13 protein-coding genes and 3 pseudogenes are annotated in these 14,480 nt (G+C 70.6%); 12 read left to right on the top strand and 4 right to left on the bottom strand.

The genetic code is table 11. The features are described from left to right. Positions 1–4: 4 nt before the first annotated feature. Positions 5–592 carry a nucleotidyltransferase family protein gene (locus ACWEMY_RS11380; RefSeq protein ID WP_452389908.1) on the bottom strand — a complete coding sequence of 196 codons (588 nt, stop codon included), beginning with the start codon at positions 590–592 and terminating at the stop codon, positions 5–7. A gap of 126 nt (positions 593–718) precedes the next feature. Here ACWEMY_RS11380 and uraD point away from each other — a divergent pair, with 126 nt between their 5' ends. From uraD to ACWEMY_RS11355, 5 genes are all read left to right on the top strand, one after another. Further along, complete coding sequence (uraD, locus tag ACWEMY_RS11375) at positions 719–1,210, top strand: 2-oxo-4-hydroxy-4-carboxy-5-ureidoimidazoline decarboxylase (RefSeq protein ID WP_452389907.1); 492 nt, start codon at positions 719–721, stop codon at positions 1,208–1,210. Continuing rightward, the gene (gene uraH, locus ACWEMY_RS11370) at positions 1,207–1,524 is read left to right on the top strand and encodes a hydroxyisourate hydrolase (RefSeq protein WP_452389906.1); all 318 of its coding nucleotides are present in this window, start codon (positions 1,207–1,209) and stop codon (positions 1,522–1,524) included. The genes uraD and uraH overlap by 4 nt, the downstream gene beginning before the upstream one ends. Before the next feature lie 3 nt (positions 1,525–1,527). Continuing rightward, entirely contained in the window at positions 1,528–2,421 is an 894-nt protein-coding gene (gene pucL / locus ACWEMY_RS11365) for a factor-independent urate hydroxylase (protein WP_452389905.1), read from the top strand. After that, positions 2,409–3,776, top strand: a complete 1,368-nt coding sequence (locus tag ACWEMY_RS11360) for an 8-oxoguanine deaminase (protein ID WP_452389904.1) — start codon at positions 2,409–2,411, stop codon at positions 3,774–3,776. The genes pucL and ACWEMY_RS11360 overlap by 13 nt, the downstream gene beginning before the upstream one ends. Before the next feature lie 147 nt (positions 3,777–3,923). Beyond that, positions 3,924–4,769, top strand: coding sequence for an FAD binding domain-containing protein (locus ACWEMY_RS11355; protein ID WP_452389903.1), 846 nt, complete (start codon positions 3,924–3,926; stop codon positions 4,767–4,769). Positions 4,770–4,771: 2 nt separating this feature from the next. On the opposite strand, the pseudogene ACWEMY_RS11350 reads toward ACWEMY_RS11355, so the two are convergent. Further along, positions 4,772–4,891 (bottom strand): annotated as a pseudogene (locus ACWEMY_RS11350) (winged helix-turn-helix transcriptional regulator); the annotation flags it as partial. A 68-nt stretch (positions 4,892–4,959) separates the two neighbouring features. On the opposite strand from ACWEMY_RS11350, the gene ACWEMY_RS11345 reads away from it, so the two are divergent. The 6 genes and pseudogenes from ACWEMY_RS11345 (at position 4,960) to puuE (ending at position 12,266) form a co-directional block, all read left to right on the top strand. Then, positions 4,960–5,907: an NADP-dependent oxidoreductase gene (locus ACWEMY_RS11345; RefSeq protein ID WP_452389902.1), complete on the top strand. Its 948-nt coding sequence runs from the start codon at positions 4,960–4,962 to the stop codon at positions 5,905–5,907. 16 nt (positions 5,908–5,923) lie between these two features. Next, positions 5,924–6,403: pseudogene (locus ACWEMY_RS11340) on the top strand ((2Fe-2S)-binding protein); the annotation flags it as partial. Positions 6,404–6,613: 210 nt separating this feature from the next. Further along, a complete protein-coding gene (locus ACWEMY_RS11335) occupies positions 6,614–9,106 on the top strand; it encodes a xanthine dehydrogenase family protein molybdopterin-binding subunit (RefSeq protein ID WP_452389976.1) in 2,493 nt (830 codons plus the stop codon). After that, the gene (locus ACWEMY_RS11330; RefSeq protein ID WP_452389901.1) at positions 9,103–10,335 is read left to right on the top strand and encodes a DUF6986 family protein; all 1,233 of its coding nucleotides are present in this window, start codon (positions 9,103–9,105) and stop codon (positions 10,333–10,335) included. Before ACWEMY_RS11335 ends, ACWEMY_RS11330 begins: the two co-directional genes overlap by 4 nt. A gap of 48 nt (positions 10,336–10,383) precedes the next feature. Next, a complete protein-coding gene (alc, locus tag ACWEMY_RS11325) occupies positions 10,384–11,361 on the top strand; it encodes an allantoicase (protein WP_452389900.1) in 978 nt (325 codons plus the stop codon). Then, positions 11,358–12,266 carry an allantoinase PuuE gene (puuE, locus tag ACWEMY_RS11320; RefSeq protein ID WP_452389899.1) on the top strand — a complete coding sequence of 303 codons (909 nt, stop codon included), beginning with the start codon at positions 11,358–11,360 and terminating at the stop codon, positions 12,264–12,266. Before alc ends, puuE begins: the two co-directional genes overlap by 4 nt. Here the strand turns inward: puuE and ACWEMY_RS11315 are convergent, their stop codons facing one another. Together ACWEMY_RS11315 and ACWEMY_RS11310 are read right to left on the bottom strand one after the other, a co-directional pair. Further along, on the bottom strand, positions 12,267–12,557 hold the full coding sequence (locus ACWEMY_RS11315; protein WP_375930585.1) for a hypothetical protein: 291 nt from the start codon (positions 12,555–12,557) through the stop codon (positions 12,267–12,269). A gap of 22 nt (positions 12,558–12,579) precedes the next feature. Next, positions 12,580–13,719 (bottom strand): alpha/beta hydrolase, encoded by a 1,140-nt coding sequence (locus ACWEMY_RS11310; RefSeq protein WP_452389898.1) that lies wholly within the window; start codon positions 13,717–13,719, stop codon positions 12,580–12,582. A gap of 472 nt (positions 13,720–14,191) precedes the next feature. On the opposite strand from ACWEMY_RS11310, the pseudogene ACWEMY_RS11305 reads away from it, so the two are divergent. Next, positions 14,192–14,480: pseudogene (locus ACWEMY_RS11305) on the top strand (isocitrate lyase); the annotation flags it as partial.

Genomic DNA, 14,480 nt, shown 5'->3' with positions numbered 1-14,480 from the left:
CCGATCACTGTGCGCCGACTTCCGGGAAATCGCGATCGGTCCCTGTCGCCAAGTCGTCGCACGTGACGCACACCATATCCTGTCGGGTGCCCAAATAGGAACCGCCCCCGCGATCGCCAACGGCCACAGCGGAAATGGCCTCCCAGTGCTTGTTCTTTATCACAGTGGGATGGCCAGGTGTGTTGTGGAACACAGCACGGGCCAGTCCGCTCTCGCTCGCGCGGGCCGCGGCGAGCACCCGGGCGACGACTTCGGCATCGATATCGGGGATGTCGACGGGCAGGAAAGCCGCGAACTCCGTACTCGCGTCGGCGGCCGCGCGCAGACCCGCGCGGACCGTCGCGCCGAGCCCGCTCGCCCAGTCCTCGACCCACCGCCATTCGGCGCCGGGAGGGAGGTCGACGGCAGCCGGATCGGGGCCCGTGGCACCGAGCAGCACGACCACCGGATCGCAGCCACCCTCGCGCAACGCGCCGACCGCGTTGCGCAACCAGGCGCCGTTCTCGGCGAGCACCTTGGGTTTGCCGTAGCGGCGCCCGGCACCGGCCGCGAGGACGATGCCCGTGCAGGTCAGCGGCGCGATCGGGGGCATGGCGGCCAAGGTAGCGGCGCAATGTTGCCCGGTGATTACGGTGACGCGGCGGGGTGGCGACGACACGCCGACGTGCGGGCTCCCGCTGCGGTGGCGGGCGGCGCGCGATGGGGCGATGCTGGACCGATGACGAGCGAAGCGATCGGCCTCGCCGGTTTCAACGACCTGTCCACGGTGGACGTCGAGCAGGCATTGCTTGCCTGTTGCGCCGCCCCGACCTGGGCGCGGGTGCTGCGCGAGACCCGCCCCTATCCCACCGTGGCCGCGCTGCTGGCCACCGCCGACGCCGCGCTGGCCGGGCTCGACGAGGCTGCCGTCGACGCGGCGCTGGCCGCGCACCCGCGCATCGGCGAGCCGACGGACTCGCCCACCTCGGCCCGCGAGCAGGCAGGCGTCGAGGACGCGGTGCGCACGGCGCTGGCCGAGGGCAATCGCGCCTACGAGGCGAAGTTCGGTCACCGCTACCTGGTGTGCGCCGTGGGGCGCACCGGCACCGAACTGCTGGCGATTCTCACCGCGCGCCTCGACCACGATCCAGCGACCGAAAGGCAGGTCATGCGTATCGAATTGGCGAAGATCAACCGTTCGCGCCTGGCACGGCTGGTGGGGCGCTCATGACCGGGCTGAGCACGCATGTCCTCGACGCCGTGCGCGGTGTTCCGGCGGCGGGGGTCGCGGTGTGGTTGCAGCGCGGGGACCAACGGATCACCGAGGCGCTCACCGACGACGATGGGCGCGTGCGGGAACTGGCCGCGGGCCTGAATCCGGGCGACTATCGCCTGTTCTTCGACACCGGCGCCTATTTCGCGGTGCACGGCACCGAAACCTTCTATCCGGAGGTGTGTATCGCGTTCACGGTGGGTGGGCAACCGCATCTGCATGTGCCACTGCTGTTGTCGCCGTACGCCTATTCCACCTATCGAGGGAGTTGAGCGATGGCACTGACCGGTCCGATCGTGTTGACCGACAACCGATACGGCAAATCCGAGAACCGGATCGTGCGTTTCCACAAGGAGAACGCGCGCCACGAGATCCGCGATGTGAATGTCTCCACCACGCTGCGTGGGGATTTCGCGGCGGCCTATACCGACGGTGATCAGCGGCATGTGCTGCCCACTGATTCGCAGAAGAACACCGCGTTCGTCTTCGCGAAGAAACCGGGCCTGGACGCGATCGAGGACTACGCGCTCGCGCTGGGGCGGCATTTCGTCGAGACGATCGGTCCGGTGACGAGCGCGCGCATCGATGTGGAGTCCTATGGGTGGCAGCGGGTTTCGGTCGACGGCGCCGAGCACGACCACACCTGGGTGCGGCAGGGGCCGGAGGCGCGGACGGCGGCGGTGACCGTCACCGGGGAGCACGCGTGGGTGCTCGGCGGGGTGCGGGATCTGGTGCTGCTCAAGTCGACCGGGTCGGAGTTCGCCGATTTCCTGGTCGACGAGTACACCACCCTGGCGCCCACCCGCGACCGCGTGCTCGCCACCTCGCTGACGGTGGCGTGGCGCTTCGCCGAGACCGGCGGCGTCGACTGGGACGCCACCTACGACGGCATTCGCGCGACGCTGCTGGAACTGTTCGCCACCACCTACTCCAAGGCCGTGCAGCAGACCCTCTACTCCATGGGACACGCTGTGCTGGAACGGTTTCCGGTGCTGGCCGAGATCCGGCTCACCGCGCCGAACAATCACCACTTCGGCTACGACCTGGCCCGGTTCGGCCTTCTCAACGCCGACGAGGTGTTCTGGGCCGCCGACCGGCCCTACGGGTCCATATACGCCACGCTGGCGCGGGCGGACGCTCCCGACGCGGGAAACGCGTGGCAGCCGTGAGCGGGCCGGATCTGGTGCTCGACGGGTGCGCGGTGGTGACCGTCGACGCGGCGGGTACGGAGTACCGCGACGGCTGGGTCTCGGTGCGCGGCAATGTCATCGAGGCGGTGGGTGCGGGCCGGGCGCCCGCCTTCGGGCCGGGGACACGGCGGATCGACGGGCGGGGCTGTCTGCTGACGCCGGGGCTGGTCAACACCCACCATCACCTGTACCAGTGGATCACCCGGGGCGTGGCCGCCGACAACACCCTGTTCGAATGGCTGACCACGCTGTATCCGGTGTGGGCGCGCATCGACGAGAAGTCGGTGCGGATCGCGGCCACCGGGGCGCTGGTGTCGCTGGCGCGCTCCGGCTGCACCACCACCTCCGACCACCACTACGTGTTCCCGCGCGGGGGCGGCGATCTGCTCGGGGCCGAGATCGGCGCGGCCGCGGCGGTGGGGTTGCGGTTCCATCCGGCGCGCGGCTCGATGGATCTGGGGCGCAGCCAGGGCGGGTTGCCGCCGGACGAGGTGGTCGAGTCGATCGACGACATCCTCGCCGCCTCCGCGGCCGCCGTCGAGCGGTGGCACGACCCGTCGCCGGACGCGATGGTGCGCATCGCGCTGGCGCCCTGCTCGCCGTTCTCGGTGACCGCCGACCTGCTGCGCGAATCGGCGGCGCTGGCCAGGGCGTGCGGCGCGCGGCTGCACACCCACCTCGCCGAAACCCTCGACGAGCAGGACTTCTGCCGCGAGAACTTCGGCTGCACCCCGGCGGAGTACATGGCCCGGCTGGGCTGGCTCGGCGACGATGTCTGGTTCGCGCACGGCGTGCACCTCGACGATCCGGCCATCGCGGCCATGGCCCGCACCGGCACCGGCGTCGCGCACTGCCCGACCTCCAACGGCCGCCTCGGCGCGGGCATCGCGCGCACCGCCGCGCTGGTGGCGGCGGGGGTCCCGGTGGGGCTCGGCGTCGACGGGGCGGCCAGCAACGAGTCCAGTTCGATGATCGAGGAACCGCGCAACGCGCTGCTCTACGCGCGGGCCGTCGGCGGGCCGCGCGCCATGACGGTGCGGACGGCGCTGGAACTGGCCACCCTCGGCGGGGCGCGGGTGCTGGGCCGGGCCGCGGAGATCGGCTCGATCGAGCCGGGCAAGCTGGCCGACCTGGCGCTGTGGCGGCTCGACACACCCGCCCACGCGGGGATCGAGGACCCCGTGGTCGCGTTGATCCTCGGCTCGGCGCCCCCGCTCGCGGCCCTGCTGGTGAACGGGCGTGAGGTGGTGCGTGACGGGGTGGTCGTCACGGTGGACGAGGGGTCCGTGGGTGCCGAGGTGGCGGTGGCGCAGCGCGCGCTGTTGTCGAGTTGATCTTGCCCGGGCGCGCTGAACTGCCGTTTCGGCGAACGGGGAGCACACTGGAGACGAGGTTCATCGGTTAACCGTGGCGCGGTCGTCGCGCAACATCGTGGCAACTCCCGGCCCCTAACGTGGCCGGCGAGGTAAGCGAGGTGGAACGTGGATCTGGATACCGTCCGGGAGGTGGTTCTCGCCCGCGACCGCGCCGACCTGGCCCAGGTCGGCGCGCACACCGCCGTGCTGGCCGGTGGCACCTACCTGTTCTCCGAACCGCACGACCACCTGCACCGGCTCGTCGACATCACCACCCTGGACTGGCCGCCGCTGCTGGCCCGCTCCGACGGGCTCGAGATCGCCGCCACCTGCACGCTGGCGCAGTTCGCCGGTGCCGGGCCCGGCCGGGAACTCGGCATGCCGACGCTGCGACCGGAATGGCCGGGGACCGCGCTGTTCGCGCAGTCGTGCCGGGCGCTGCTGGCCTCGCACAAGATCTGGCGCACCGCCACGGTCGGCGGGAACGTGTGCCTTTCGCTGCCCGCCGGCGCGGTGCTCGGCGCGCTGGTGGCGCTGGACGCGAGCGCGGTGATCTGGCCGCGCGGGGGCGGCGAGCGGCGGATCATGCTGCGCGACTTCGTCACCGGGCCGGGTGAGAACATCCTCGCGGCCGACGCGGTGGTGCGTGCGTTCGTGGTGCCGATGGCGAGCCTGCTGGCGCGCACCAGCTTTCGCAAGATCGCGCTGGCCCCGCTCGGGCGCTCGGGCTCGGTGGTGATGGGCAGGCGGGAGCCCGGCGGGCGGTGCGCGATCACCGTCACGGCGGCGACCGTGCGGCCGGTGGTCATCGAATTCGGCTCTGTGCCCACGGAATTCGATGTCGAGGCGGCGCTGATGGAGATCGAGCCAGAACTCTGGTTCGACGATCCGCACGGGGCGCCGGACTGGCGCAGACATGTCACCGGGCTGCTGGCCGGTGAGGTGGCCGCCGAGCTCAGGAGGCCGTCGTGACGTCAGGACCGCGCATCGTAAGCGGCGCGGGCGTGCAGGACCTGGTCCATGTGGTCTTCGGCCCAGCGTTTGATGGTGCGCATCACCGGGAGCAGTTCCTCGCCGAGCGGGGTCAGCCGGTAGTCGACGCGGACCGCAGAGAGTAGCTCTCCCTAGGTTCGTGAGCACCTACGGAAGAGGAGAAGGCAGCATGCGCGCAGTGGTCGTCCAGCGGTTCGGTGGACCGGAGGCACTCGAACTGGTCGAGGTCACGCGGCCCGCGCCGGGGCCGGGTCAGGTGCGGATACGGGTGTCGGCGGCGACGGTGAATCCGGTCGACGCGGCGACCAGGTCCGGCGCGCTGGTGGCGGCCGGGTTGATGGCGCCCCGGGCGGTGATCGGGATCGGCTGGGATGTGGCCGGGGAGATCGACGCGCTCGGACCCGGGGTGGCGGGGTTCGTGGTCGGTCAGGCCGTGATCGGGTTGCGTGATCTGCTGGATCGGTCGCTGGGGAGTTACGCCGAGTATCTGGTGCTGGACGCGTCGGCAGTGGCACCCGCGCCCGTCGGCCGTTCCGCTGTCGAGGCCGCGACGCTGCCGCTGAACGGGCTCACGGCATGGCAGTCGCTGGAGCTGCTCGAGCTCTCGGCCGGGGACACTCTGCTGGTTACCGGGGCGGCGGGGGCGGTCGGTGGGTTCGCGGTGGAGATCGCCGCGCGGTGGCGTGGGGTGCGGGTGATCGCGCAGGTCGGGCCTGGGGACACGGAGCTGGTGCGGGGGCTCGGTGCCGAATGGGTGGTCGGGCGGGAGACGCCGGATCTGGGTGAGGCGGTGCGGGCGCTGGTCCCGGGTGGGGTCGACGCGGTGCTGGACACGGTGGGGTCGGGTGCCGCCGCGCTGGCGGCTATGCGCAATCGCGGCGCGTTCGTCACCGTGGTCGGCGGGGCCGATCCGGTTCCCTTGCGCGGCATCTGTGTTCATCACACCTGGATCACCGCCGACGGTGCCGCCCTCGCCACGCTGGCCGGGTACGGGCTCGCCCTGCGGGTCGCCGACACCCTGCCGCTGGATCGGGCGGCCGATGCCCACACGCGTCTGGCCAAGGGTGGGCTGCGTGGGCGGATCGTGCTGACCACCGGTTCCGGAGGTGGTGTATGAGCCCGGGAGGTGGCGGATGAGAGTGACGATCGACGGCCAGGCGGCCGAGGTGATCGCGCGGCCGGGGCAATGCCTGCGCACATTGTTGCGGGAGCACGGGCACCTCGCGGTCAAGAAGGGCTGTGACGCGGGGGACTGTGGGGCGTGTTCGGTGTTGCTGGACGGTGAGCCGGTCCACTCCTGTCTCATTCCCGCTCATCGGGTGGCTGATCGTGTTGTCACGACGGCGGCCGGGTTGAGCGCGGAGGATGATCCGAACCCGGTGCAGCGCAGCATGGTTGCTCGGGCGGGGTTCCAATGTGGTTTCTGTACAGCCGGTATGGTCGTCACCGCCTCCGGCCTCGCCGCCGCTCGGCAGACCGACCTTCCCGGGTACACCGAAGATCCCGGACACGCGGTCACCGACGGCGAGCACGCGGAATTGATGAAGGGGAACCTGTGTCGCTGCACGGGTTATCGGGCGATCGCGGACGCGCTGTCCCCAGCCTGTGCATCACTGTGCACAACTGGGGAGGCGGCGCCTGCCGCTGACGCCGGGGATTCGGGGTATGCGGGCGCGGGACGAATTCGCGGCGGAGGCCGAACCGCCGTCGTCGGTCAGCCTCGAGGGGATGGTGGTCGGACCACCGGGGCCACAGCGGGAGAAGCTGCTGATGCGGCTGCGGTGGAGCCCGATGCCGCAGCTGAGCCGGAGTCCGGGGCGGTGATGGGACCGATGGCTGACTCGGGTGCGGGATCGGAGCCTCGGCCGGCAGGGCGGCGCGTGGCTGGCGACTCGGTGGCGGATGGGCCCGGGGTGGAGTCGTATTCGGGGAGGCCGGAAGGGGAATGGACGGGGGTGTCGGTCGGGGCCGGGCCGGAGGTGGGGGTGGCCGAGGTGTTGGGGGCGGCGGCTGCGGTACGGGCGGAACGGTTCGTCGCGGGGCAGGTAGGGGACGGGGTGCGGGCGCCCGGGGGTGGGCGGATTGTGCGGGGTGGGGAGGAGTTCACGCTGGATGTGGGGGTGGGGGATGACGAGCGGGGGCCCGGTCTGGGGGTGTGGCATCTGGCGGTGTTGGGGAGTCCGTACGCGCACGCGCGGGTTGTCGGGATCGAAGTGACGGACGCGCTCGCGGTGCCGGGGGTGCGGGCGGTGTTGACGGGTGGGGATGGGCCGGAAGTGGCGTTTTCCACGGCTCGGCACGAGTTCCGGGAGGACGATCCGGACGACACCCTGGTGATCGATCGGGTGATGCGGTTCGTGGGGCAGCGGGTGGCGGCGGTGGTGGGGGAGACCCTGGACGCGGCGCGAGCGGGGGTGCGGGCGCTGCGGGTGGAGTACGAGGAGCTGCCCGCGGTGTTCACTCCCGAGGATGCGCTGGCGGCGGACGCGCCGAAAGTGCATGGGGACAAACCGGAGTCGGCGCGTATAGCCGATCCGCAGCGGAATCTGGTGGCCGAGATCCACGGCGGGGTCGGTGATTTCGAGGCCGGTGTGGCGGGAGCCGCGAAAGTAGTGCGCGGGGTCTGGCATTCACCACGGGTGCAGCATGTACACCTGGAGACGCACTGCGGCATCGGGTGGCTCGACGACGCGGGACGGCTGGTGGTGCGGTCGAGCACCCAGGTGCCGTTTCTGGTGCGCGACGAACTGTGTCATGTGTTCCGGCTCGGCAAGGATCGGGTGCGGGTGTTCGCCGCGCGGGTGGGCGGCGGATTCGGCGCCAAGCAGGAGATGCTGGTCGAGGACCTGATCGCGCTCGCGGTGCTGCGGACCGGACATGCGGTGCAGTACGAGTTCCCCCGGAGTGAGGAGTTCACCGCGGCGATCTGCCGGCACCCGATGCGGGTGGCGGTCACCGCCGCCGCCGACGCGAACGGCGTGCTCACCGCGCTCGCGGTCGACGTGCTCGCCGACGCGGGCGCCTACGGCAATCACAGCGCGGGCGTGCTGTTCCATTCCGTCGGGGAATCCGTCGCCGTGTATCGCTGCCCGAACAAGCGGGTCGACGCACAGGCGGTGTACACCAACAACATTCCCTCCGGCGCCTTTCGTGGCTATGGGCTCGGCCAGGTGATCTTCGGGGTCGAATCGGCGATCGACGAGCTCGCCCGCGAACTGGGCATGGACCCGTTCGAGTTCCGGCGGCGCAATGTGGTGGTGCCCGGCGACCAGTTCACCGGCGCCGAAATCGACGAAGGCGACCTGGCTTTCGGCAGCTACGGCCTCGACCAGTGTCTCGACACCGCCCAGCGTGCCCTGCGTCGCGGCAACGGTGTGCCGGTGCCCGGTCCACAGTGGCGCGTGGGTGAGGGGATGGCGGTGGCGATGATCGCGACCGTGCCGCCGCGCGGCCATCACGCCGACGCGACCGCCCGCGTGCTGGACGGCGGACACTACGAAATCAGCGTCGGCACCGCCGAATTCGGCAACGGAACCACCACCGTGCACGCCCAGCTCGCGGCGACCGCGCTGGCCACCGACGCCGCACGCGTCGTGATCCGCCGCGCCGACACCGACCTCGTCGGCCACGACACCGGCGCCTTCGGCTCCACCGGCACCGTGGTGGCGGGCAAGGCGGTCTACGCGGCGGCACTGGAACTGCACGCGATGCTGCTGGCCAGGGCCGCGAAGATCACCGGTCATCCCGAACGGGACTGCGTCCTGGCCGCCGACGGCGTGCGCTGCGGCACGGAGTTCGTCACGCTCGCCGAGCTGCTCGCCGACGGCGATCTGGTCGCGCACGGCACCCACGCCGGAACACCGCGCTCGGTGAGTTTCAATGTGCACGCCTTCCGCGTCGCGGTGCAGCCCGGCACGGGACTGGTGCGGATACTCCAGTCGATCCAGGTGGCCGACGCGGGCACGGTCGTGAATCCCGTGCAGTTGCGCGGGCAGGTGGAGGGCGGGATCGCGCAGGCGCTCGGTACCGCGCTGTACGAGGAGCTGCGCACCGAGCGGGGTGTCGTCACCACCAGGACCCTGCGCCACTACCACATCCCGCAGTTCGCGGATCTGCCCCGCTCAGAGGTGTATTTCGCCGAAACCAGTGACGAGTTCGGCCCGCTGGGCGCCAAATCGATGAGTGAGTCCCCCTACAACCCGGTCGCGCCCGCCCTGGCCAATGCGATCCGTGACGCCGTCGGCGTGCGACCGGACCGACTGCCGATGACCGCAGATCGCGTGTGGCGCGGCATCCAGGAAGGAGCCGCCGGGTGAGCGCCCATCTTCCCGAACACATCCGCGCCCGCGTCGAGGCCGTGCTCGACAGTGTCGACGCCGAGCTGCGGGCCCGGTATCCGGGCGCTGGTGAGCGGGTGCAGCCGATCCACACCGCCTACGTCGGCGCCGACAAGTCCGCCACCGGCACCCCGCAGGAATGGGGTGCCGCCGCGCTGGACCTGCTCGACCGGCACACCGATGTCCTCGCCGACCTCGACACCACCGGTGCACTGCCCGCCGTCCGGCGGAGACTGACCGAGCGGCCGATCCAGGACCTGCGCATCGACTTCGAAGACGGCTACGGGTTCCGCGACGACGACGAGGAGGACACGGCCGCGGCCGCGGCAGGTGCGGCGCTGGCCGACTGGGCCGGAAAGGACAGTGCGCCTTCGTCGTTCGGTGTACGGGTCAAGGGACTGGCGGCCGGAGAGCGGAGCCGGGCCCTGCGCACCCTGGAACTGGTGCTCGACGGCGCGGGCGGGGTGCTACCGGGATTCGTCTTCACCGTGCCGAAGATCCGGGCGGCCGAACAGGTGTCGGCCCTGGTCGACTTATGCTCCGGGCTCGAACGCGGCTACGGGCTGCCCGACCACGTGCTGCGCTTCGAGCTCCAGATCGAGAGTCCGCAGGCGATCATCGCCCCGGACGGGACCGCCCCGATCGCGCGCATGATCCAGCTCAGCGACAAGCGGTGCAGCGCCCTGCATTTCGGCACCTACGACTACACGGCCGCCTGCGGTATCGCGGCCACCGACCAGGCCCTCGACCATCCGGCCGCCGACCACGCCAAGACCGTCATGCAGGTCGCGGCCGCGCAGACCGGCGTGTGGATCTGCGACGGCTCGACCCAGATCGTCCCCGACGACGACCCCGAAGCCGCCCTGCGCAACCACCACCGCCTGGTGACACGCGCCCTGCGTCGCGGCTACTACCAGGGCTGGGACATGCACCCCGGCCACCTCGTCACCCGCTGGCTGGCCACCTACGACTTCTTCCGCACCGCCACCGACGTGGCCGTGCCCCGATTGCGGGCGTATCTGGAGCGTCGCTCCGGAGGCGTGGTCGACGAACCGGCCACCGCCGAGGCGCTGGCGGTGACGGTGCTGCGGGGTCTGCGCTGCGATGCGCGCACCGAGGACGAAATACTCGCGCGGGCACCGGAACTCACGGTCTCGACACTCGAGGCGCTGGCCGCGCGACGTCCGCCGCCAGGGGCCGAGTCATGACCGCCGATGCGGGCTCTGAAGCAGTCGTATCCGAACAGAGGAGGCACGGTGAGTGAACACCACGGCGGCGCGGACTTCACGCTGCTTCCCGATCTGGCTGTCCGCGCGCTGGGCGGCTCGGTGATCTGGGCGAACGACGAGTTCTTCGCGGAGAAGGAGAACCTGATCAACCCCGGCCCGGCCGAGTACCGGCCGTCGACCTTCGGGCACCGGGGACAGGTCTACGACGGGTGGGAGACCCAGCGGCACCGGGGCAGGCCCGGTGACGACTCGGCCGTCGTCCGGCTCGGGATTCCCGGGGTGATCCGGGGAGTCGTGGTGGACACCGCGTGGTTCACGGGCAACTATCCGCCCGAGGTCTCGGTCGCGGGGCTCGTGGTCGAGGGGTACCCGCCCGCCGCCGAGATCGCTGCCCGGACGGACTGGGCCCCGCTGCTGGACCGGGTGAGAGTCGGCGGGGACAGCCGCAATACCTTCCCCGTCCGGGACGAGAACCGCTGGACCCACGTGAAACTCACCCTGCACCCCGACGGTGGCGTCGCGCGCCTGCGGGTACACGGGGAGGGCAGGCCGGACCCCGAACTGCTCGGGCTCGGCCCGTTCGACCTGGCCGCGCTCGAGAACGGTGCCTTGGTGCTGGACTGCTCGAACCGCTTCTACAGCTCACCCAACCAGCTGCTCTATCCCGGCCTCGCCCGGGTGATGGGTGAGGGCTGGGAGACCGCGCGCCGCCGGGACGACGGAAACGACTGGGTGCGCATCCGATTGGCGGGCCCAGGTGCGGTCCGGCTGGCCGAGATCGACACCTCGTGCTTCCTCGGCAACAGCCCCGCCGCGGCCTCGCTCACCGGATTCACCACTGACGGAACCGAAGTCGAGCTGCTGGCCCGCACCGAGCTGCTGCCCGACACCCGGCACCGTTTCCCCCTGGCGCCCGCGGCGGCCTCGGTCGAGGAGGTGCGCCTGGACATCTACCCCGACGGCGGCCTGGCCCGGCTGCGGCTGTTCGGGGAGCTCGGCGGATGAGCGTGGTGCGGGACTTCGTCGGCTACGGCCCGACACCGCCCGACCCGCACTGGCCCGGTGACGCGCGCATCGCGGTGCAGTTCGTGCTGAATTACGAAGAGGGCGGGGAGAACAATGTGCTCGACGGGTCACCGTTCTCGGAGACGTTCCTGTCCGAGATCACGCCCGCCGAGGCGTTCCCGAATCGGCACATGAGCATGGAATCGCTCTACGAATACGGGTCGCGGGCCGGATTGTGGCGGGTACTACGGGTATTCGAGCGGCGCGGGCTGCCGCTCACGGTCTTCGCCGTGGCACAGGCCGTGCAGCGCAATCCCGAAGCGGTGGCGGCCTTTCGGGAACTCGGGCACGAGATCGCCTGTCACGGACTGCGCTGGAAGTCCTATCAGCTCGTCGACCGCGAGACCGAGCGCGCCGAGATGGCGGCGGCGGTACGCGTGCTCACCGAACTCACCGGTGCCGCGCCGCGCGGCTGGTACACCGGCCGCGATTCACCGAACACCCGCGCATTGGTCGTCGAACACGGTGGTTTCGTCTACGACGCCGACTCCTACGCCGACGACCTCCCGTACTGGACCGAGGTCGCCGGGCAGGCGCACCTGATCGTCCCGTACACCCTCGACACCAATGACATGCGCTACGCGTCCCCGGCCGGATTCCCCAGCGGCGAACAGTTCTTCACGCACCTGCGCGACGCCTTCGATGTGCTGTATCGCGAAGGCGCGGAAGGACATCCGAAGATGCTCTCCGTCGGCCTGCACTGCCGGCTGGCGGGCCGCCCGGCGCGTACCGCCGCGCTGGAACGCTTCCTCGACCACGTGCAGGCCCACGACCAGGTGTGGATCACCCGCCGGATCGACATCGCCGAACACTGGCTCGCGACACACCCGGCCGGGGCGCGGTGACTAGGCCAGGCCGCAGCGTTCGATATTGCTCAGGGTGATCTGGCGGTCGTTCTCCTTCGCCTGCGGGACACGGCTGTAGGCGCCCATCGAGTCCATGTAGTTCACGAACGCGTCGGCGATCTCCTCCGGCGTCGCCTCGGGATTGGTGGCGCGCACATTGTCGACGAGGCTGCGGGTGGCCGCGCACTCCTCCTCCTGGGAGAAGATCGGCGGCGGCGGATCGGCCTGGGCGAAGACGGGCGTCAGCAGCAGCGCGAACGAGGCAAGGGCAACGGAGCGAACGATTCTCACCGTTTCGACTGTACGCACGCGCTCAGCTGAACAGGTCGCGGACGAACGGGAGGGAGTCCGGCAGTGAGGCGTTGACGGTCCCGTTGTGGTCGGTGGGGTAGGTGCGCACGGTGACCGGCTGGCCGCCCGCCTGCAGCACCGCGGCGTAGCGCAGGGTCTGCGGGGTGACCACATCGGTGTCGCGCAGGCCCTGGCCGAGGAACAGGGGGCGGTCGAAACCGGATTCGGGCAGGCCCATGTAGCGGGCGAGCACGCCGTGGATGTCGGGGATGCTCGACAGCGGGCGGGCGAACAGGTCGCCGATCGCGGGCTTTGCGGCGGCGAGTTCGTCACCGAGGGGGCCGATGCAGGCCGTCTGCGCGCGGTCGACCCAGGTGCGGCCCTGCTCGGTGAGCAGGGCATCGATGCCGAGGTCGGGGTAGGTGGTGCGCAGGCCGTTGAGGATGTAGAGCACATAGGCGCTCAGGTGCGAGCTCAGCGAGATCGGGGGGACGCCGGGGCCGACCAGCTGGATGATGTCCTCGATATAGGCGGGCACGCCGGTGCCGACGGCGCCGCGGTAGTCGAGGCCGGGGCCGCCGAACTCGGTGGCGTAGCGGGCGGTGAACACCGCGGCGCCGCCGCCCTGGGACTGGCCGACCACGGCCCACCGGTTCGAGAGGCTGGGGTAGTGCGAGGTGGCCGAGCGCACGGCGTCGACCACATTGTGGGCCTCGACCACGCCGTGGAGATACGGGTGCTCGCCCGGGCCGCCCAGGCCCGCGTAGTCGGCCGCCACGATCGCGTAGCCCTGGGCCAGCCAGGTGCCCAGGTAGGCCCAGTCGCGCTCGACCGCGCCGGGGCCCGCCACGCTGTAGGCGCAGTCGTCACCGAGACCGACCGTGCCGTGCGCCCACGCGATGACCGGCCAGCCGCCTTCGGGCGCGGGACCGGGCGGGAAGTAGACGGCCGCGCTCGTGGTGGTCGGGGCGTCGCCCGCCGTGGTGGAGCGGTAGAGCAGGCGCTCGGCGCCGACCGAACCGGGCAGGGTGGCCGCCGCGGTGAGTGCCTCGGTACCGACGACATCGCCCGCCGCGCCGCCGGGCTGCGCGCCCGCCGTCGCCGGTGGCAGCACGCTCAACGCCGCCAGCGTCGCCAACGCCACGATTCCCGACTTGCGCATGAATCCTCATTTCCTCGTACCGGCAGCACGATCTTGCCCGAAGCCACTTTCGCGTGACGACACGCACAGCGCTGAGCCCCGGCGTGGTGTGTGAATCAACTCACAGAGTGCAAGGCTTGGGTGTGTCGGGGCCCGCCCGGCGGAAGATCGCTAACAGTACGAGCGTTATGCTAAAACTCCAGGTCAGCACTACCCGTCGGTAGCCCCGATGCTTGCAATCCGCCTGCAAATTTCGCAAAGTTAGCAAACGCGACGGCAAACCTAGCTGAGATTCACATAAGCAACAGGTAGACGGCTATTTCTCGGTGTGCCATCGTGTGGAAGTACACCCCTCAGGCCCTAGGTAGCCCTAGCAAGCCTGCAAATTGCTCCAGCAGTACGAACCGTGCAACCGAAAGCGTTCAGCCGCCGGTTGATTCACGCGGGGAGGCCGCGCCGGAGCACCGACCACACCGAGGAAGTGGAGTCAGAGATGTCGACTGTCGGCACCCCGAAGACCGCTGCGGAGATCCAGAACGACTGGGACACCAACCCCCGTTGGAAGGGCATCACCCGCAACTACACCGCCGAGCAGGTCGTCGCCCTGCAGGGCAACGTCGTCGAGGAGCACACCCTCGCCCGTCGTGGTGCCGAGATCCTCTGGGACCTCGTCAACAACGAGGACTACATCAACTCCCTCGGTGCCCTCACCGGCAACCAGGCCGTGCAGCAGGTCCGCGCCGGCCTGAAGGCCATCTACCTGCCAGCCCGACAGGTAGATG

Source organism: Nocardia sp. NPDC004415 (assembly GCF_053602435.1).
The sequence above is the reverse complement of the archived record's forward strand: the minus strand, read 5'-3'. Positions and strand labels throughout refer to the sequence as shown.

Coding starts and splice junctions, on each gene's coding strand:
- uraH (WP_452389906.1), top strand. CDS start 1,207: ATGACCGGGCTGAGCACGCATGTCCTCGACGCCGTGCGCGGTGTTCCG.
- ACWEMY_RS11380 (WP_452389908.1), bottom strand. CDS start 592: ATGCCCCCGATCGCGCCGCTGACCTGCACGGGCATCGTCCTCGCGGCC.
- puuE (WP_452389899.1), top strand. CDS start 11,358: ATGAGCGTGGTGCGGGACTTCGTCGGCTACGGCCCGACACCGCCCGAC.
- ACWEMY_RS11345 (WP_452389902.1), top strand. CDS start 4,960: ATGCGCGCAGTGGTCGTCCAGCGGTTCGGTGGACCGGAGGCACTCGAA.
- ACWEMY_RS11335 (WP_452389976.1), top strand. CDS start 6,614: ATGGGACCGATGGCTGACTCGGGTGCGGGATCGGAGCCTCGGCCGGCA.
- pucL (WP_452389905.1), top strand. CDS start 1,528: ATGGCACTGACCGGTCCGATCGTGTTGACCGACAACCGATACGGCAAA.
- ACWEMY_RS11310 (WP_452389898.1), bottom strand. CDS start 13,719: ATGCGCAAGTCGGGAATCGTGGCGTTGGCGACGCTGGCGGCGTTGAGC.
- uraD (WP_452389907.1), top strand. CDS start 719: ATGACGAGCGAAGCGATCGGCCTCGCCGGTTTCAACGACCTGTCCACG.